Here is a 19,715-nt window from a genome sequence, read left to right on the forward strand (position 1 = left end):
CAAGAAGTGATCACAATTTTGTATAACTGAAAAGGAGGGAAATTTATGAAAGTAGAACTACAGATTAAGGAGACGTACAAGGAAGAAAAGCTGATTGTCCAAGCACCTAAATCAACCGAAAAAGTCCAGAAAGTCATCGAGTTCGCAGAAAATCTTGACCAAAAAGAAACAATCAAAGGAAAGATTGAAGATCAGGTCTATCTAGTTGAAATTGGCAAGATTCAGCGCTTCTATATAGAAAATCGAAAGGTTCTAGCAGAAACTGCATCTCAGACCTACAGCATTGATTTACGACTCTATCAGGTTCTTGAAATGCTGCCGACCACTTTTATCCAAATTTCCCAATCAGAAATCGTTAATATTGACGCTATCTCTCATCTCAAACTAACCCCCAACGGCCTGGTTGAAATTTTCTTAAAAAACGAAAGCTTCACCTACTCTTCACGCCGTTACCTAAAAACCATCAAGGAGAAATTAGAACTATGAAAAAACAAATCTTTCACGATGCAGCCGCTGGTGTACTCATCGGCCTCATCCTCTCTATCCTCTTTTCACTCATTTATGCACCAAATACCTATGCCCCACTGAGCCCCGAGTCTCTCATCGGCCAAGTGATGGTGCAACATCAAGTTCACGGTGCTCTGGTCTTGCTCTACTGTATGATCATCTGGTCAGCTATCGGCGTTCTCTTTAGCTTTGGCAGTCGCTTATTCAGCCGTGACTGGAGCTTGCTCCGTGCCACACTTTCCCATTTCTTCCTCATGCTGGCTGGCTTTGTTCCACTAGCAACTCTGGCTGGTTGGTTCCCCTTCCACTGGACCTTCTATCTCCAGCTCATTCCAGAGTTTGCGATTGTCTACCTCATCATCTGGGCTATCCTCTATAAAAGAGAAGCTAAAAAAGTGAACCACATCAATCAACTTTTGGCCCATAAAAAGTAATAGAGAAAAACCCACTCACAAATGCATGAGTGGGATTCTTTTTATAATTTTTGTTTGAACTCAACTAAGACATTCATAGCCTGCATAGGTGTCATGTTGTACACATCCAGTTTAGCCAATTCTGCTAAGATAGGATGTTCTGCTGGCGTATCAAAGAGAGAAATCTGTTCCGTGACGGCGCTAGTTTGCCTCATCGGAGCTGGGCTTTCTTGTCCCTGACTCTCCAGTTGTGTTAAAATCTTGTCCGCTCTTGCTAAAAGGTCGGCTGGTAAACCAGCGATCTTAGCAACATGGATACCGTAGGATTTGTCAGCTGGTCCTGGTTCAATCTTGTGAAGGAAGGTAACCTGCCCATCCTGCTCTAAGGTTGCCACGTGGACATTGACCAAATGTTCCAAATTGGACTCCAGACTAGTCAACTCATGGTAGTGGGTCGCAAAGAGGGTCTTGGCTCCGATATGCTCATGGATGTATTCGATGATGGACTGAGCAAGAGCCATCCCATCATAAGTCGCAGTTCCTCGTCCCAATTCATCGAAGAGAATGAGTGAGTCCTTGGTCGCATGCGAAATGGCATTGTTGGCCTCCATCATCTCTACCATGAAGGTTGATTGACCTGAAACCAAATCATCCGCTGCTCCAATGCGGGTAAAGATAGCATCGAAAATCGGCAAATAGGCACTTTCTGCTGGCACGTAAGAGCCCATCTGGGCCATAACCGCCGTCATGGCTAGTTGGCGCATGTAGGTAGACTTCCCGCTCATGTTGGGCCCTGTAATCAATTGAATGCTGGTATCTTCTGACATCTGGATACTGTTTGGAATGTAGGTCTGCGCTCCCATAACCTTTTCGACGACCGCATGGCGTCCTTTCTGGATAGCGATTTGGGAATCCTCTCCAAACTCAGGTCGAATCAAATGCTGGGTTTCAGCCACAACCGCTAAACTCTGCAAGACATCAACCGTCGCAATTCCTTGGGCTAAAGCCTGTAAACGCTGGATGTACTTGCCGACTTCCTCACGGATACGCATAAAGATTTCGTACTCTAGGTTGGCTGACTTCTCACGCGCCTCCAGCATATCTCCCTCGATACGAGCTAATTCCTCGGTACCAAAGCGTTCCGAGTTTTTCAACGTCGCCTTGCGGAAAAAGTGGGCAGGTACATTCCCCAGTTGCGAATTGGTCACATGGAAATAGTAACCATCTTTTTTATTGTAGTCGATCTTGAGCGTACTGATGCCAGAGTTTTCTCGCTCCTTAGCCTCAATCTCTGCAATCCAGCTGGTCCCTTCTCTGAGCACTCGGCGGTATTTATCCAAGGTTTCATCAAAGCCAGTTCGGATAATGCCACCTTCCGTAATCACGTGAGGAGCTTCAGGAGCAATAGCTGCGCTAATCAAGCTCTCCAACTCAGGAATGGCATCCAACTGTGCGATAAGATAGCCTAGAGCAGGCTGCTCCATGCCTTCTAAAATCGCACGAATCCGTGGTACACTGGATAAGGTGGTCGCCAACTGCAAGAGATCCTTGGGATTGGTTTTGCCAAAAGAAACCCGACTAGCCAAACGTTCGATGTCATAAACACCCTTGAGACTGTCTGTCAAATCGCTACGCTCAAAGAAGTGGTCAAGAAAGACCTGCACCACGTCTTGACGTTGGACGATTCGCTCCTTATCAATCAAAGGACGATGGATCCAAGAACGCAAGAGTCGCATCCCCATAGCTGTTTTGGTTTCATCCAAAAGCCAGAAAAGACTGCCTTGCTTCTTACCTGAACGGGCATTCTCAACCAAATCCAGACTAGCCTTGGTCGCATAGTCCATCTGTAAGAAATCTTTGATTTCATAGCGGATAACTGGTTTGAGGTGGTTCAATTCCCGCATCTGGGTCCGGTGAACATACTGGAGGAGCTTACTAGCTGCCGCTTGCTCCACAGCTGCCAGTCGTGGATCCAGTAAATGAATATCCTCAAAGCCTTCCTTCTCATAAGAAAGCACAAGATTCATCTGACGGCTGAGAATTTGTTCTTCTTCCTCAGACAAGTCATAACCCAGCACCACTTCTCGAGCCTTGAGGTTACGGATTTCACCACAAACTAGCGTGAAATCCAATAAACCTGTTACATAAAAATCACCTGTCACTAGATCCATATAAGCTAAGCCAAATTGATTGCCATCACGATCTAAGGCAACCAAGAAATTATTCTGACTATCCGGCTTACTGCTATCAACGACCGTTCCAGGTGTGATGACCTGGACCACCTCTCGCTTGACAACACCAACCGCTTGTTTGGGATCTTCCATCTGCTCGGCTATGGCTACCTTATAGCCCTGCTCAATCAGAACATCGATATACTGCTGAGCAGAATGATAGGGGACACCCGCCATGGGTATCGGATTTTCTGCATTTTTATTCCGACTTGTTAAGGAAATTTCTAAAATCTGTGCTGCATTAATTGCATCTTCATAGAACAACTCGTAAAAATCACCCATTCGAAAAAGCAAAAAAGCATCTGGGTATTGTTTTTTAATATCCACATACTGTTGCATGCCGGGTGATAGCTTTTCTGTTGCCATTTTCCGTCTCTCCTTGCTAAAAATAAGTCTTGAGAGCAACCCCCAAGACCCTATTTATCTTTCATCAAATCTAGCAAACGATCTTCCATCAGCTTGGCAACGTGCTGGTCTCGACAAATAACCAATAAGGTATTAGCACCAGCAACCGTTCCTAAAATCCATTCATCCTTGTTTGCATCTACAATGTTTGCTAAGACTGCAGCTTCCCCAAGTTTAGTATGAAGTACCAAGGTGAACTCTGCTCTTGCAACTCCTTCTAAATGATGAGACAAAAACTCAACTAAATCAATCTTATCTGTCTCATTTGCTAGTACATAATACACCATATCATTTTTCTTAACCTTGGTCAAGCCGATTTCACGCAAATCACGTGACAAAGTCGTTTGTGTCACATAAACATTACGAGCTTCTAAACGATCTTGAATCTCTTTTTGTGTCCCAAGTTTTTCTTCGGTGATCATCTTTTTAATCAATTGATGCCGTTCTCTTTTTCTCATATTATCCTCTTAAGTGAATATTTATAACAACTTTTACATTTATTTTATAACTATATTATACCAAAAAAACTAGATAATTCAAAAAAATTCTTTTCTTTCTCAAAAAATGTAGTAAATTGTGTTAAAATAGTAAAAAAGCCCAAAAGGAGCCCTTATGAATACAAAAGAATTGATTGCTAGCGAGTTGGCTAGCGTCGTTGATAGCCTGGACCAAGAGGCTATTTTAAATTTACTGGAAACACCTAAAAACTCAGAAATGGGAGACATCGCCTTCCCTGCCTTTTCTCTAGCAAAGGTCGAGCGTAAAGCTCCGCAAATGATTGCAGCAGATATTGCTGAAAAAATCAATAGTCAAGCCTTTGAAAAGGTTGTCGCTACTGGACCTTACGTCAACTTTTTCCTTGATAAAAGTGCTATTTCGGCTCAGGTATTGCAGGATGTTATCACTGAAAAAGAGCACTATGCCGACCAAACCATTGGTAAGCAAGAAAATATCGTTATCGACATGTCTAGTCCCAATATCGCTAAACCATTTTCTATTGGGCACTTGCGCTCAACCGTTATCGGAGATAGCTTATCACATATTTTCCAAAAAATCGGTTATCAAACGGTCAAGGTCAACCACCTAGGAGACTGGGGCAAACAGTTTGGAATGTTGATTGTTGCCTACAAGAAATGGGGAAACGAAGAAGCCGTTAAAGCGCATCCAATCGATGAACTTCTTAAACTCTACGTTCGCATCAATGCTGAAGCTGAAAAAGACCCTAGCTTGGATGAAGAAGCACGCGAATGGTTCCGTAAACTGGAAAATGGAGATGAGGAAGCCCTCGCTCTCTGGCAATGGTTCCGTGATGAAAGTTTGGTGGAATTCAACCGCTTATACAATGAATTGCAAGTCGAATTTGACAGCTACAACGGGGAAGCCTTTTACAATGATAAGATGGATGCTGTTGTAGACATTCTTGCCGAAAAAGGACTTCTTGTTGAGTCAGAAGGAGCCCAAGTTGTCAATCTTGAGAAATATGGAATTGAACATCCAGCCCTTATCAAAAAATCTGATGGTGCAACTCTCTATATCACGCGTGACTTGGCTGCAGCGCTTTACCGTAAAAACGAATACCAATTTGCCAAATCCATCTATGTTGTTGGTCAAGAGCAATCTGCCCACTTCAAACAACTCAAGGCAGTACTACAAGAGATGGGCTATGATTGGAGCCAAGACATTATCCATGTTCCGTTTGGATTGGTAACAAAAGAAGGAAAAAAACTCTCTACTCGTAAAGGAAATGTCATCTTGCTAGAGCCTACTATTGCAGAGGCTGTTAGTCGTGCCAAGACCCAAATCGAAGCGAAAAATCCTGAGTTAGAAAATAAAGACCAGGTTGCCCACGCTGTTGGAGTTGGGGCTATCAAGTTCTATGATCTTAAGACCGACCGTACAAATGGATACGACTTCGACCTTGAAGCTATGGTATCCTTTGAAGGAGAAACTGGACCTTACGTTCAATACGCCTACGCTCGTATCCAATCTATCTTGCGCAAAGCCGATTTCAAACCAGATACAGCTGGCAACTACAGCCTGAATGATGCTGAAAGCTGGGAAATCATTAAACTACTCCAAGACTTCCCACGTATTATCAATCGTGCAGCAGATAATTTTGAACCTTCTATCATTGCGAAATTTGCGATTAGTCTGGCTCAAGCATTTAACAAATATTATGCACATACACGTATCCTAGATGAAAGTCCTGAGCGCGACAGTCGTCTGGCCCTCAGCTACGCAACCGCAGTCGTCCTCAAAGAAGCTCTTCGTTTGCTCGGGGTAGAAGCGCCAGAGAAGATGTGATTCAGTACTAACAATTGGAACTAAAGTTCCTAATTATTAGACGCTAGCCGCTATATGCGGACTAGCTAACTGCTTCACTAGTCATGGCCCCTAAATATAATCGATTTAGAGCCCATGACGTCGTAACTATGGTGATTTGACTTGGCGCTTCACTAACTTGTCAAACCAAATAACAGCGATTTAGTTGGGTTTAGGTTCTAATCTTTAAATTACTTGAAAGCAATCTGAAAGATTGAGGCAAATAGCATTTATATTTTGTTCGGCATTGTAGCATTTCAATGAAACAATTTATTCACTTTTACTATTTATCACACTGGGAGATTCCTTATGAGCCAATATGCTTATATTCTCGTTGTACTTAGCTTGGTTTTCCTTTTTCTGCTCAATAAGTACGAGAAGGAAAGACTTCAAAGACTCTACCAAGAGCAACTCTTGAAGGACGAGACATTTAGGTCTGACATCAAAGAGAAAATTCACACGACTGAAAATATCAATGATGTCATTGCACATATCAATAAAACTTACCATCTGGGAATGTTGCTCTCAAAAGACGTCACAGATCAATTGAAATAATCAAAATCCGAGAAGCTTTCTTCTCGGATTTTTTAGGCTTACCATATTTTCCTTGGAGAAATTTCATTAACGCATGTAAAGTTTTCTGTAATTTTCTATATTTTTTCAAACTGGCCTTGCATTTCTTTTAAGTTTTTTTGTAGAATAGTAGCTATCTATTCAGATTATTCTGAAAATTCAAAAATAGGAGCGTTTATTATGTCACAAGTTACGTTATCAAACCAGTCAACCTGGGCAAGCAAACTTAAGGCAATGGGACCAGGAATCCTAATGGCTTCTGCCGCCGTTGGAGGCTCTCACATTGTATCCTCTACTCAAGCTGGTGGTTCTTATGGTTGGTCTCTACTCCTCTTGGTTATCTTGGCCCATGTCTTTAAATATCCATTTTTCCGTTTTGGTGCCGAATATACTGCTGACACTGGTAAAACCTTGGTCGAAGGCTACGCCGAAAAAGGGAAACTCTATCTCTGGATTTTCTTTGTCCTCAATGTCTTCTCTGCCATGGTCAACACAGCTGGAGTCGCTATCCTTTGCTCTGCCATCATCGCTAGCGCCTTCCCAATGATCGGTCTCAGCATCACTCAATGGTCCCTTATCCTTGTTGCAGTCATTTGGGCCATGCTACTCTTTGGTGGCTACAAACTATTGGATGGTATGACAAAATGGATCATGTCCGCTTTGACCATTGCAACTGTTCTTGCAGTTATTATTGCGGCAATTAAGCATCCAGAATACAGCTCTGATTTTGTCGAAAAGACACCCTGGCAAATGGCGGCCCTCCCTTTTATCGTTTCCCTCTTAGGATGGATGCCTGCCCCTATTGAAATCTCGGCCATCAATTCACTCTGGTCTGCTGAAAAGAAAAAGACCGTCAACTTTAATACAGCGGACGCACTTTTTGACTTTAACGTTGGTTACATTGGAACTGCTATCCTAGCCGTATTCTTCGTGGCACTAGGAGCACTTATTCAGTATCCTACAGGACAGGCAGTTGAAGCCGCTTCAGCTAAGTACATTTCTCAATTTGTTGGTATGTATGCCTCTGTTCTTGGAGAATGGTCCCGTTATTTGATCACCTTTATCGCCTTTCTTTGTATCTTTGGAACAGTTATTACTGTTATCGATGGTTACTCTCGAGTCAATCAGGAATCGCTGCGACTCTTGATTCGTCAAAAAGAGGATTCTCGCAAATCTTTGAACATCTGGATGACCATTACCGCTATCATTGGTATCGTAATTATTAAATTCTTTGCTGGTCAAGTTTCTACCATGCTTCGCTTTGCCATGATCGGTTCTTTCCTGACAACACCATTCTTCGCTCTTTTGAACTATGTATTGGTGACACGTGAGAATAAAAATCTTCCTTCTTGGCTAAAACTCCTCGCTATCGCAGGATTGATTTTCCTCTTTGGCTTTGCTATTTTCTTTATCTATGCACTTGCCATCGGAAAAGCAGGATAGTTTATAAAATGGCACCCTTACGGGGTGCTTTTTGTATACGCGAAAAGCAGTTGAAAATCTCAACTGCCCTTCAGTACTACTTTATTTTTCTGTTTCTAACTCATACAAATCTGCAATGATCGCTGCGACCTTTTTAATATCTCCCAGCATCCCACGCATTTCAAAGTCTGCTAGGACCGGGAAGCCAAAGCGCTGGCTATACTGCTTGGCTGTCAGACAGTATTGATTGTTAAAATTGCGATTACCAGATCCCACCACCCCAAAACACTTACTGGCATTGTCTCCATAGGCGATAAAATCACCCACTGGAGTCGTTAGGATCTCAACATCGCCGTTATCGACACCATTTCCACCTTCTAGATAGGTTGGTAAAAAGGCGACATAGGGGTGATCCATCTCAAAGAAATCTTTCCCTTCCTTGACCAAATCCTTGATATGGATCTTTTGGACCTCAATCCCTTCGTGCTGGGACAAGAGATAGTCCTTGAGTCGGGTTACAAAACTCTCTGTATTCCCGCTCAAACTGATATAAACTAAGGATATTTTTTTCATATTGACCTCGATTTTTATTTTTGGATATTAAAAGAACTACCAAGATTGTAACTTGATAGTTCTCTTTTGTCAATACTTAGGCAACTTCCTCTGCTTCGGCTTCCTCAGCCAAATCTTTTTGCTGGCGCCACATCTTGTAAAAGACTAAGGCTAAAAAGAGGACATTGATAATCATGAACAAAATAACAGTTCCTTTTGCTAATGCGCCTATTCCTAAGCCTAGGGTATCATCTTTGATCAATTGAATTGCATCTTGAATGTTCACAAAAGAATAGACCAAACCAACAATCGCTAGCAAAAGATAGCCAAGATAAGCATAGTTTGCAAATTGGACGTTTTTACGAACTAAGAACACAAAGGCTACCACAACTAAAATAGCAGATAAAACAATCAAAACTACATTAAAAATTGAGTGCGATGCCGCTGTTACTTGGTAGGTATAGTTAACCGTGTCTTCTATTTGCTGAGCAGTAAGGGACCCACTATTAGATAGGCTCGCACGAAGAACTTCCTTGCTAGGGACTGGGCCCAAGATGCCAAATAATGACGAAGCAGAAATGAGTGCTGATAGGACTAACAAAATCCAGAGATAAATTGGTTTCTTTTTCATATTATCCTCCTATAAAACCTTTTGGACATTATAGCATTTTTTGTACAGGAATACAACTTTTACAAGCTGGTTTCAACTTGTTTCCGATAAGCTTTCGGTGATTTTCCGCACAATTTACGGAAAACCTTATAGAAATATCCAACATTACTATAGCCAACTGCATAGCAAATATCTTCGATGCTATCACTGGTCGAAAGTAAGAGTTGCTGTGCTGCCTTAATTCGCTGTTTATTGAGCAATTCCGCAAAGGTTGAGTTGGTTTCCCTCTTGATCAGCTGACCGAGATAGACAGGATTGATAAAGAGATCCTTGCTAATATCCTTAAGTGAGAGCTCTTTCTGATAATCACGCCCAATCACTTCCAGAACGCTCACCACATTTTCATTCATGCGGTACTGGCCAAAGAACTTGGTCAAGGTTTCTTTGATATAGGCAACCAATTCTTCAAAGGTGTTAATGGCATGAATAGCTTTTACAATCTCGGTCATATCATCTGCTTTTAGGTGTTCAAACAAATGAAAGACATCCATGACAAACTGGGTGAAGAGCTGCTTCGTGATAGCCACGCGCGGGGTATTCTCCAAGACGACCTTCTCTAGCAAGGTTAATTCTTCGATGATTTGATTGATATTCCCTTGGATAATCACCCGATAAATCGGCTCATAATAAGCAAACAAACTCTCGGATTTTTCTAGATTGACTGAACCGTAGAAAAGGGCTTTTTCAGCGTTGATCTTCCAATTCTCAAAGGACTGCTGGTAGGGTGCTTCAAATGGTGTCACAACGATGCCATCTAGTGGCTGATCAGAGATGAAAATCTGCCAATCTTGTCCCAAAACATAGTAAGGAATGGTAAAAGAGCCCCGCTTTTCCTTGGATAGACCAATCCACCAGCTGTCTTTACCTGACAGGTAGTTCGTAAATCCTGTCTCATCCAATTCTTGACTGAGGGTCTGACTTTGTTCCACCTTTTCCTGAAGCTGCTGCGCAATCTTTTCTAATAAATTGCCCAACTCCACCTTGTCTACTGGCTTGACCAGATAATCCACGACACTAAGGTTCATGGCTTTTTTAACGTACTCAAACTCCTGATAACCAGACAGCAAGATATAATAGGTATCTGGAAGTAGCTCTTTCATTTCCCTAATCATCTCAAGTCCGGTCTTATCTGGCATGTTGACATCGGAAATGACCACATCTACTGGATTTCCCTTGACGTAGTCCAAAGCATCATCTGCGTGATTAGCTGTTGCGACGACTTGCATATCCCATTTTTCAAAGGGGATTAATCGCTTGAGCCCCTCTGTCACCATGTACTCATCGTCTACTAATAAAACTTTATACATTTCTACCCTTTCTATTCATCCTGGATAGTGATATGGTAACGAACCCCCTCTTGCTCAGCTGACTCTACACTGATTTGGTAGCGATCCCCAAAGTAGAGAACAAAGCGTTCGTGTACATTTACTATTCCAATTGATTGCCGCTCCCCACTGTAGCTTGCTTCGTGCTCAAAACTTCTCTGAGCTAATTTCTCTTGCAAGGCAGCTAATTTTTCAGCAGACATGCCACGACCATTGTCTACCACTAAGATTTCAACAAATCCCTCACCCTTCAAGACCTTGATGCTGATGACATTGTCTGTTCGGCGGTGGTCAATACCGTGGGCAAAGTAGTTTTCGACCAATGGTTGGAGCGTAAACTTGGGAATCTTCATATTTTCTAATTCTGGCGCGATCTTAAAACCATAAGCTACTGACTTTGGATAGCGAACCATACAGAGATAACTGTATTTACGACAAAATTCTAGTTCTTGTTGCAAGGTCGTTTCACGCTCATCGGAAATATTGTTACGCAACAAGCTACTAAATTCATAGATAATATCCGCCAGCTCATCTTGGCTTTCCATCACCGCATACATGCGAAGAAATTCCAATGTATTATACATAAAATGCGGATTGATCTGAGCTTGCAAGGCTCGCATATTGGCATCTTTTTGGCTAAGTTCCAACTGATAAATATCGTGGATATTTTTTTCCAGTCGATCTAACATATCATTGGTTGTTTCTGAGATAAGGAGCAATTCCTGATCTTTCTCAGAGGTATCGATGCGAAGTCCCTCTTCTCCTTGAGCAATAACCTGAATAGACTCGACCAAGTCCACCACCTGCTTTTGATATTTTGAAAAGGTCTGTCTCAGAGTGATATACAAAATGATGATAAAGAGAATACTTAGTCCAATAATGACAGCAGAACTAGTCAACGTTCCCTTAAGAACAAAATCCTTAGGAACGGCTACACGAACTTGATAGCCATGAGAGGTGACTCCTACAAGCCAGTTCTCCCGCTCTGCTGACACCTTCTCCCCAAGCTGAAACATCTCCATATCAAAAGGCGAAGTCACCGTCACGGCCATTGGTGTGTTGCCTCGGGTATTGTCAATAGCTCCACGTAAGACATCTGGGGATAAAGAGATGTAGATCACTCCTAAATCCTGGTCAGAAACGGGATCGGATACAGGAATGGCAAAACTATTAGGAGCTGGTTTGAAATTTTCTGCTGGAATTTTCTCTCCACTTCGTTTCCCTCTAGTTGAAACAAAAACTTCTTTGTAATCTTGGAGGACAATTGCCACCCCTGTCACAAAATCATTACGAACATAGAGATCGTCGATATTTTCATACAAGGATACCGAGATATAAGGAGAAGCCTTGCGCTCTAATTGCCAATAAAAATAGTCTGGCGTACTGAGACTAAAGTACTTGTAAATCCCTTCGATACGAGCCTGATTTTCAACCAAAGTCTGGGCAAGCCGAGTCGACTCTCTATGGTAATATTCAATCTCACTTACTGTCCGAGTCGTCACGCGTTGAGCTACTCGCTGAGCTTCTTTCTCGCGCGAATCCCAGTCAGCATAGGAAATCATCACCGCAAAACTAGCAATGATGATGATCATAACGAGGCTATAAATCCGTAAAAGAGAGTGAAGCCAAAATTGCTTCATTCTATTTTGTCGCCAATTTTTCATGGATACTTTCATAAATAGGTTCTAACATATCACTGATAAAGAAATGCCACACACCAATTCCTACAAAAAAGAGGAGAGCAGGCATATAGTAACCAACTCCTACAAGCAAGCCTGTGCCAATCAGAACCTTGGCGATTGCTGGCAAGCTCATGAAAATTCCAATAAGAGACAATTTCACGGTATTTCGGTAGGATAAATCAAAATATACCTGAAGTTTCAAGGAAACAGTATAGGCTAGAAAGACAAGGGCAACTACAAGAACATTAAGAAAGGTTGCCAAGAGATGAAAAATAGTCTGATGGGGCAATTGAACCAAAAGATACAGACCATAAACTAATACTAAATCTACAAATACAAAACTATAGAAAGCGAGGTTGCTCTTGACAAAGTTACTCTTATAGAGTTCCCAAGCTTCTTTCAAATGATAAGCTCTATAAGTATAACCGTGCTCAGCATATAAACTCATAAGGGTTGCACTAGCTGGTGCCAAACCAAAGACCACACCTCCTGCTAGTGTGAATAACCAGAAAAAAGCCGTCACAATCATTCCTAAAAAGAAACGATTAAAGACGAATTCTAGAAATTTTCCCATGATATCCTCCTTCAAACAACTGTGTAACTATTATATCATATTTCAAACGTTTTCAAAAATATAGAGTGTCCATTTACAATCTTCTAAAAGCGTGATACAATTGATTTTGTTAGTTTATATCAAGGAGAAACTCATGAAGAAAAATATCTTAACCACCCTCTTAGCTGTCGTCCTCTATTTCCTCTGTCTAGGGATTGGAGTAGTACTTGGACACCTGGTTGACTCAACGGGCAATATGTTCTATGCTCCGGCTTTTTCAGCCCTTGTTGGGGGGAGCGTCTACATGTTTCTTCTGGTAAAAGTTCCTCGTTTTGGTGCCATTTCCACTCTAGGGCTCTTTATGGCTCTCTTCTTCCTAGCTAGTAAACACGGCGCTGGAGCCTTTCTACCAGCTATCGCCTGCGGTCTTGCAGCAGATGCCACCGCTCGCCTCGGTCACTATCAGGATAAGATTAAAAATCTTTTCTCCTTCCTAGTCTTTGCTTTTAGCACAAGTGGTCCTATCCTCCTCATGTGGATCAATCCAGCATCCTACGAGGCAGCTCTCCTCACTCGTGGAAAATCTCAGGAATACATTGACCGTATCATGGTCGCTCCAGAGCTAGACAAAATTTTTCTCTTTGTCGCAAGCATTCTCCTTTGTGCCTTGATTGGTGCTTTGCTTGGGCAACTCATTAGTAAAAAGTTTACACACAAAATCTAATCACTAAAAAAGAGCCCTTCGGCTCTTTTTATTTATGACTTAATTTCTTGGTCAAGAAATCTCCCAAGAACTGGATTGTAAAGATAATCAAGATGATAATGATGGTCGCTAAGATGGTCACATCGTGATTGTAACGGTTGAACCCATAGGCAATGGCTACATTACCGATACCACCCGCACCAACTGCTCCCGCCATAGCTGTTTCACCAACAAGGGAAATCAAGGTCACAGTCGTCACACGAATCAAATCTGGAAGACCTTCGGATAGGTATACCCCAACGATATCCCAGAAAGTCGCTCCACTAGCTTGAGCCGCTTCAATCACACCACCATCCAACTCAGCCAAGACGACCTGCACCTGACGTGCAAAGAAGGCAAATACCGCAAAAGAGAGTGGGACAAGGGCTGCATTTGGCCCGATACTAGTCTTGACAATCAAGTGAGAAAGTGGTGACATAATTGCCAAGAGGATGATGAAGGGAACCGCACGGAAAATAGAGGTAATCTTGTCTAAAATCCAGAAGATAACCTTATTTTCCAAAACACCGCCTGGCGCTGTCAAGACAAGGAAAAGACCTGCCACCAGTCCCAAGAATCCTCCGATAATGAAGGAAAGAACTGTCATATAAAGAGTAAGGTAAATAGCTGTTCCCCAGCCTGCCTGACCAGACCAGCCCATCTTATAGACATTTGGTAAGTAAGTTTGAATCAAGTCTGTCATTTTACTGTCCTCCCTTCAGTACTTTTAACTGGACACCCGCTTGACGGATAGCCTCTTGAGCGCCTGCTAGCGCTTCTTTTTCACCAGACAGCACCACAACCAATTCTCCAACAGGAGTGCCATCGAGAATTTCGATATTTCCATAGAGAATATTAGCTGTTACTTGGTAATGTTTATACAATTCATTCAAAAGGGGTTCGTCTGTCGAAGCCCCTGCATACTTGAGTTGCACCAAAAGGCTATTCGCAGACAAATGCTCCACAATTTCTTGCTTCTCAATCTTGACCATAGCTTCGTCAATACCTGTGGCAGTTGAGATGAAGTCTTGAGTCAAAGGTTGTTTAGGGTCTGAGAAGATTTCAAGGACACTGCCTTCTTCAATCAAACGACCATCCTGCATGACTGCTACACGATTAGCAATGTCTTTGACAATCTGCATTTCGTGTGTAATCAGGACAACGGTCAAGCCTAATTTTTGGTTCAAATCTTGCAACAAGGCCAAAATCTGCTTGGTTGTCTTAGGGTCAAGTGCAGAGGTTGACTCATCTGAAATCAAGATTTTTGGATCATTTGCCAAGGCACGCGCAATGGCCACACGCTGTTTTTGCCCTCCTGATAGTTGTGAAGGATAGTTTTCAGCACGATCCGCCAAGCCAACCAAGTCTAACAACTTAGCTACTTTTGCTTTCTTTTCTTCCTTGCTGAGTCCAGAGTGTTTAAGGGCAAAGGCTACATTTTCCTCTGCTGTTTTTTGACTCATGAGGTTGAAATGCTGGAAAATCATCCCGATATCTTGACGTTTGCGACGCAACTGCTCTGCCGTCAAGGTCACCTTGCCGTCAAAAATCACATCGTCGTCAATGGTAATTTTCCCTGCGGATGGTTTTTGCAGGAGGTTAATCACCCGGACTAGAGTGGATTTTCCTGCTCCAGAATATCCTACGATACCGTAGATATCCCCTTCTTGGATGTGAATGGTCACATCCTTGACCGCTGTGATGGTTCTCTTCTTTTGGTGAAAGGTCACATCGATCTGATCTAACTTGATAATATCTCTACTCATAGCTTCTAATCAGCTCCTCTACTAATTCAATATGGGTGTAGTAATCGGCGATCCGCACGTTTTCATCTCCACCGTGGTCTCGGCTATTGGCATTGCCTAAACCGAAGGCTACCATAGGTACCTCTAAGGCGTCAAAGACCGTATGCATAGGTCCTGTCCCCGCTGTAGTCGGTAAGACCGATACGCCCTGCGGATAGAATTTCTTGGCCAACTCGATGACATTGAGAATGGCTGGCGCACTCATATCGCTTCGATAACTCATCTCTCCCAAGGTATAATATAATTCTACCTTATCAAAACCATTTTTGTCTAGCTGTTTCCGAATTTTTTCCAGAACATCATGTGGTTCTAAGCCAGGAACCAGACGAACTTCTAGCTTGGCATTAGCTTCTGCTGGCAAAATAGTCTTAACACCCTGACCTTGATAACCTGACTGGATTCCCTCTATATTGAGTGCAGGTTCAAAAAAGAATCGTTTTAGAAAGGCAGCGCGCTCCTCTTGTAAGAGAGGCAATTCCAAGCCGTAAATGCGACTGATTTCCCCAGGATTGCCTTGTGCATAGGTATCCACCAAGGCTAACTCTCGTTCATTCGGCTCTTGGACATTCTCGTACAAGCCTTCTACTAAGATACGTCCATCTGCTGCACGTAGGCTACTTAGAGCCTGGATAAGATACCATGGAGCTGACTCCACGACACCACCATAACTCGAGTGGATATCCACATCCGCACTTTTCACCTTGGCATCAAAGGTCACGATTCCCTTGTTTCCGCCAGAGATTTCCAGCTGTTCCAAGGCGTTCTTGGTTCCTTGTTCCCAGACTAGTAAGTCCGCCCCACGAAGTTTGTCTGCGTGTTTCTCTAAATACTTATCTAGATCCATAGAAGCAGACTCCTCTGCTCCTTCCATGATAAAGCTGATATTGACAGGCAGATCATCATGGTGCTGCATATACTTTCTCAGAGCACTCAAACGAGACGTGATGTGGCCTTTGTCATCGTCAACCCCACGCCCATACATAAAGCCATTTCGCACAGAAAGGGTAAAAGGATCCTCTGTCCACACCTGGTCGCCATCCGCTGGCACGGTGTCGTAGTGGTTATAGAAAATCAAGGTCTTGGCATCCGGACGCGAACTCTTGAAATGTGCCATGACAAAGGGCGCCGTGTAAGTCTCATCAATCTCCACTTCAGCCCCTACTCGCTTGAAAATCTCACCCAGATAGTTTGCGACTTCCTTGAGTCCAACCTGCTGGGCAAAGACTGATTTCTTGGAAATTAAGGTGCGCAAGACTTCAAAATAATGTTGGGCCACATGATCCTTCTCAAATTTTTCAATCTGCTCTTGTTCGCTAGGAAAAACCATTTTCTCTCTCTTTCTACTACGTACTTGTGTCTTCAGAACGACCACAAGTGCCTCTTTAAAATCAACTCTCTATACAAAAGCAAGAGGTGGAAACTCTCTCCCACCTCCCTGTGTCTTATTACCAAACTGGTTGGTCCAAACCGTCTGATGTTTCTTCGATAACTTTTTTCACTTCATCAGTGTGGTAAGCTGCGATAATTTTCTTGATGGCATCAGCCTTAGGTGATGATTCCCAATCTTTTTTCGCAACAATGATGTTGTACCATTGTTTTGAGTTTTCATCAGCTTGTTCTTTGAAGAGTGCTTTCTTGTAGTCCAATTTTGCTTCTGTAACGAAGGTATTGTTTACAACGGCAGCATCAACTGATGACAATGAACGAGCTGTTTGGCTAGCGTCCAATTCAGTAATCTTCAAGTTCTTTGGATTTTCTGTGATGTTAGCAACTGTTGCAAGGGCAGTTCCAGAAACATCCAATTTGATCAAACCAGCTGATTGAAGCAAGTAAAGCGCACGGCTTTCGTTTGTTGCATCGTTTGGTACGGCGATTTCACCGTTATCTGGGATTTCTTCCACTTTAGTGTACTTGTTTTCTTCCCCATTTTTACCTGAGTAAAGGCGGATTGGTGAGATGTAGGTATCTGCAATCGCTACAAGGTCTTTCCCGTTTTCTTTGTTCCAGTTATTCAAGAAGTTGTAGTGTTGGAAAGCGTTCAAGTCTACTTCGCCATCAGCAGTTGCCTTGTTTGGTTGTGAGTAGTCTGTGAACTCTGTGAATTCCAATTTAATACCATCTTTTTCAACCAATTCTTGGATTTTATCCCAACGCGCTTCTTCAGAACCGCTACGGTTAACTGTTGCAATTTTGACAACTGTTTCGTTGTCTGATTTCTTTTCTGAATTTCCGCAAGCTGCAAGAGACAAACCTGCGACTGTAGCAAGAGCTGCTACACCGAGCCATTTTTTAATTTTCATGATTCTTTCTCCTTTAAAAATAATACCGTAATAGTATCTCATACTTTATTTTAATTAGCAAATTGTTATTAGATAGGCAGACATATAGTTTGAAACTATATACCTGAAAATTGAGAAATCATCCGCCTTTCTCAGACTGGATGATTTCATACGACTATTTAATATCAGCTTCTGCTGGGAGGTAAGTGTCTCCGAAGAACTGTTTAGACAATTTTTCAAGAGTTCCGTCTTTGTAGAGTTCTTGGATACGTTTGTCTACAAATGATTTCAACTCATCTTGACCTTTAGCAAGAAGTGGGTAAACGTAAGGTTGTTGGTCGCTTGGAAGTTCAATGACTTTCAAGTTGTCCAAACCTTGGTTCTTGATAACTGTTTCAACACCAATTTTATCGAAGATCTTGTAGTCAAACTGACCATCGCTCAAACGAGACATGATTTGTTGGAAATCAGCCTTGGTGTAGTTAAGAACCGTTGGATTGTCAGCGTGTTGTTTGTTATAATCTTCTAGCTGTTTAGCTGATGTTGTCCCTTGAACGACCTCAGTAGACTTGCCTCCGATATCATCAAGTGACTTGATGCTGTCGTCGTCTTTCTTCACAACGAGAACGTTAGGGTTTTTAGCAGTTGGAGCTGCATAAAGGTACTTTTCAGCGCGTTCTTTGGTATAACTGATATTGTTCACAGCCATTTGATAACGGTCGCTATCAAGGCCTGCAAAGACACCTGACCACTCTGTCTTTTCAAACTTGACATCGTATTTGTCAGAGTCTTTAAAGATAGCACGGACTACTTCAATCTCATAACCAGTCAACTCGCCATTTTCTTCGTAGTTAAATGGTTTTGGTGAAGCATTGGTTGCAACGATAATTTCTTTCTTACCAGATGCTGCTTCGCTAGTTGCAGTGTCTTTCTTATCTCCACCTGAGCAAGCTGCTAGTACACTTGCGGCAACAAGTCCTAGAGCAGCAAGAGATGAATATTTGACGATTTTTTTCATGTCATTTCCTCCAAAATAGAATACTTTACTATCTTAACAGAAAATATTTTTTTTTGCCATTATATGATATCTATCTCGGTGATAGGTTTTTTTTATGGCTGACTAAAAGACCAGACGTAAGACTGCAATCAAGACTACTCCAAAAAGAACCGTACCCACTAGATTGCGGTAGCGAAAGGCTACCCAAGCCGTTGGAAAGACTGCTAAAAAGTCCAGCCATTTGATTTGAGGAAGGCTGCCAACCTTGCCAGTCACTACGCTTGAAAGGATCAAGGCAAAGATAATGGAAACAGGCAAGAACTTCAAAAACCGCTCAACGATAGCTGGCAACCCCTTGTACTTAACCAAGATGAAGGGAATCATACGGGGAACCCAAGTCACTAGTCCTGAAAAGATAACGGCTAACAAAAGATATTTACTGACCATCTAAGACCACCCCCATGGTACAACCTAGCAAGGTCGCAAACAGGACAGCTAGCGACTGAGACACCACTGTCAAGAGCAAAAAGAAGGACACCGCAACAACGGCTAGGATTCGCAGCAGATTGCGGACAGGGACCCGTCTTTGCATAATCTGAAATTGCGAAGTAAAAATCCCGATAAACATTCCGACAAGGGCAAAGTCCAAGCCAAAGACTTCAGGATTTGGAAGAAGCCCACCTAAAGCTGTCCCCGCAACTGTCCCAATAAACCAGGCTACATAACTATTGAGATTGTTCCCGTGCATCCACATAGGATGGACCTTGTCTGTATGGGCTAATTCTCCCATCAAAACCCCGTAAGTCTCATCTGTCAAGAGACTAGACATACCGATATTTTGCCAGAGACCAGTATGACGGAAATAGGTCGATGCATGCAAGCTCAGCAAAAAGAGGCGCAAGTTGATCAAAAAGACCGTCATGGCAATGGCTGCTACAGGTGCTTGGACCGCAATCAATGCCAACATGGCAAACTGGGCACTCCCAGCATAAACAAAGAGGCTCATCAGGCCCATCTCAACAGGTGTCACATAGGGCGCACCGATAATTCCACAAGCTAGACCGATACTAACATAGCCAAGGGCAGTCGGCATAGCAGCCTGAACACCTTCCCAAAATCCTTTTTCTTTCATCCTTCTCCTCGTATTCTCTCCAATTGAGACTGTTCATCATCACAGCCACAGCACGGACTATTATAACATATTCAAAGAAGAGAAAAAAGTTTCGGATTCGAAACC

Annotated in this window: 20 protein-coding genes; 6 read left to right on the forward strand and 14 right to left on the reverse strand. The window is 42.6% G+C overall.

Features of this window, described 5'->3' with window-relative positions:
- The first annotated feature begins 45 nt into the window (after nucleotides 1-45).
- A complete protein-coding gene (locus MK385_RS03895) occupies nucleotides 46-486 on the forward strand; it encodes a LytTR family DNA-binding domain-containing protein (RefSeq protein ID WP_268725339.1) in 441 nt (146 codons plus the stop codon).
- A complete protein-coding gene (locus MK385_RS03900) occupies nucleotides 483-941 on the forward strand; it encodes a DUF3021 domain-containing protein (RefSeq protein ID WP_268725340.1) in 459 nt (152 codons plus the stop codon). Before MK385_RS03895 ends, MK385_RS03900 begins: the two co-directional genes overlap by 4 nt.
- A 41-nt stretch (nucleotides 942-982) precedes the next feature.
- Here the strand turns inward: MK385_RS03900 and mutS are convergent, their stop codons facing one another.
- Nucleotides 983-3,517 carry a DNA mismatch repair protein MutS gene (mutS, locus tag MK385_RS03905; RefSeq protein ID WP_268725341.1) on the reverse strand — a complete coding sequence of 845 codons (2,535 nt, stop codon included), beginning with the start codon at nucleotides 3,515-3,517 and terminating at the stop codon, nucleotides 983-985.
- Between the two features lie 50 nt (nucleotides 3,518-3,567).
- A complete protein-coding gene (argR, locus tag MK385_RS03910; RefSeq protein ID WP_001231483.1) occupies nucleotides 3,568-4,014 on the reverse strand; it encodes an arginine repressor in 447 nt (148 codons plus the stop codon).
- 154 nt (nucleotides 4,015-4,168) lie between these two features.
- On the opposite strand from argR, the gene argS reads away from it, so the two are divergent.
- The 3 genes from argS (at nucleotide 4,169) to MK385_RS03925 (ending at nucleotide 7,894) form a co-directional block, all read left to right on the forward strand.
- Entirely contained in the window at nucleotides 4,169-5,860 is a 1,692-nt protein-coding gene (gene argS / locus MK385_RS03915) for an arginine--tRNA ligase (protein WP_268725342.1), read from the forward strand.
- Nucleotides 5,861-6,187: 327 nt separating this feature from the next.
- Complete coding sequence (locus tag MK385_RS03920; RefSeq protein ID WP_000084865.1) at nucleotides 6,188-6,433, forward strand: hypothetical protein; 246 nt, start codon at nucleotides 6,188-6,190, stop codon at nucleotides 6,431-6,433.
- Between the two features lie 198 nt (nucleotides 6,434-6,631).
- Entirely contained in the window at nucleotides 6,632-7,894 is a 1,263-nt protein-coding gene (locus MK385_RS03925) for an NRAMP family divalent metal transporter (protein WP_049478945.1), read from the forward strand.
- A gap of 81 nt (nucleotides 7,895-7,975) precedes the next feature.
- Here the strand turns inward: MK385_RS03925 and nrdI are convergent, their stop codons facing one another.
- From nrdI to MK385_RS03950, 5 genes are all read right to left on the reverse strand, one after another.
- On the reverse strand, nucleotides 7,976-8,446 hold the full coding sequence (gene nrdI, locus MK385_RS03930; RefSeq protein ID WP_000724234.1) for a class Ib ribonucleoside-diphosphate reductase assembly flavoprotein NrdI: 471 nt from the start codon (nucleotides 8,444-8,446) through the stop codon (nucleotides 7,976-7,978).
- A gap of 76 nt (nucleotides 8,447-8,522) precedes the next feature.
- Nucleotides 8,523-9,056, reverse strand: coding sequence for an ABC transporter permease (locus tag MK385_RS03935; protein WP_042767646.1), 534 nt, complete (start codon nucleotides 9,054-9,056; stop codon nucleotides 8,523-8,525).
- A gap of 59 nt (nucleotides 9,057-9,115) precedes the next feature.
- Entirely contained in the window at nucleotides 9,116-10,402 is a 1,287-nt protein-coding gene (locus MK385_RS03940; RefSeq protein WP_268725343.1) for a response regulator transcription factor, read from the reverse strand.
- A gap of 11 nt (nucleotides 10,403-10,413) precedes the next feature.
- Nucleotides 10,414-12,084: a sensor histidine kinase gene (locus MK385_RS03945; protein WP_268725344.1), complete on the reverse strand. Its 1,671-nt coding sequence runs from the start codon at nucleotides 12,082-12,084 to the stop codon at nucleotides 10,414-10,416.
- Entirely contained in the window at nucleotides 12,062-12,676 is a 615-nt protein-coding gene (locus MK385_RS03950) for a YesL family protein (RefSeq protein ID WP_268705685.1), read from the reverse strand. Before MK385_RS03950 ends, MK385_RS03945 begins: the two co-directional genes overlap by 23 nt.
- Before the next feature lie 133 nt (nucleotides 12,677-12,809).
- On the opposite strand from MK385_RS03950, the gene MK385_RS03955 reads away from it, so the two are divergent.
- Complete coding sequence (locus MK385_RS03955) at nucleotides 12,810-13,379, forward strand: MptD family putative ECF transporter S component (protein ID WP_268725345.1); 570 nt, start codon at nucleotides 12,810-12,812, stop codon at nucleotides 13,377-13,379.
- Nucleotides 13,380-13,407: 28 nt separating this feature from the next.
- Here the strand turns inward: MK385_RS03955 and MK385_RS03960 are convergent, their stop codons facing one another.
- The 7 genes from MK385_RS03960 to MK385_RS03990 all read right to left on the reverse strand — a co-directional run bounded on the left by MK385_RS03960 (nucleotide 13,408) and on the right by MK385_RS03990 (nucleotide 19,610).
- Nucleotides 13,408-14,100, reverse strand: coding sequence for a methionine ABC transporter permease (locus MK385_RS03960; protein ID WP_049536857.1), 693 nt, complete (start codon nucleotides 14,098-14,100; stop codon nucleotides 13,408-13,410).
- A gap of 1 nt (nucleotide 14,101) precedes the next feature.
- On the reverse strand, nucleotides 14,102-15,163 hold the full coding sequence (locus MK385_RS03965) for a methionine ABC transporter ATP-binding protein (RefSeq protein WP_268725346.1): 1,062 nt from the start codon (nucleotides 15,161-15,163) through the stop codon (nucleotides 14,102-14,104).
- Nucleotides 15,156-16,529: a M20 family metallopeptidase gene (locus MK385_RS03970; protein ID WP_268725347.1), complete on the reverse strand. Its 1,374-nt coding sequence runs from the start codon at nucleotides 16,527-16,529 to the stop codon at nucleotides 15,156-15,158. Before MK385_RS03970 ends, MK385_RS03965 begins: the two co-directional genes overlap by 8 nt.
- A 118-nt stretch (nucleotides 16,530-16,647) precedes the next feature.
- Nucleotides 16,648-17,502: a MetQ/NlpA family ABC transporter substrate-binding protein gene (locus MK385_RS03975; protein ID WP_268725348.1), complete on the reverse strand. Its 855-nt coding sequence runs from the start codon at nucleotides 17,500-17,502 to the stop codon at nucleotides 16,648-16,650.
- A 154-nt stretch (nucleotides 17,503-17,656) separates the two neighbouring features.
- Nucleotides 17,657-18,499 carry an amino acid ABC transporter substrate-binding protein gene (locus tag MK385_RS03980; RefSeq protein WP_268725349.1) on the reverse strand — a complete coding sequence of 281 codons (843 nt, stop codon included), beginning with the start codon at nucleotides 18,497-18,499 and terminating at the stop codon, nucleotides 17,657-17,659.
- 102 nt (nucleotides 18,500-18,601) lie between these two features.
- Nucleotides 18,602-18,925, reverse strand: coding sequence for an AzlD domain-containing protein (locus tag MK385_RS03985; RefSeq protein ID WP_000253946.1), 324 nt, complete (start codon nucleotides 18,923-18,925; stop codon nucleotides 18,602-18,604).
- Complete coding sequence (locus tag MK385_RS03990) at nucleotides 18,915-19,610, reverse strand: AzlC family ABC transporter permease (RefSeq protein ID WP_268725350.1); 696 nt, start codon at nucleotides 19,608-19,610, stop codon at nucleotides 18,915-18,917. The genes MK385_RS03985 and MK385_RS03990 overlap by 11 nt, the downstream gene beginning before the upstream one ends.
- Nucleotides 19,611-19,715 lie beyond the last annotated feature (105 nt).

This window comes from Streptococcus oralis, assembly GCF_026782125.1.
GTDB classification, from domain to species: Bacteria; Bacillota; Bacilli; order Lactobacillales; family Streptococcaceae; genus Streptococcus; species Streptococcus oralis_CE.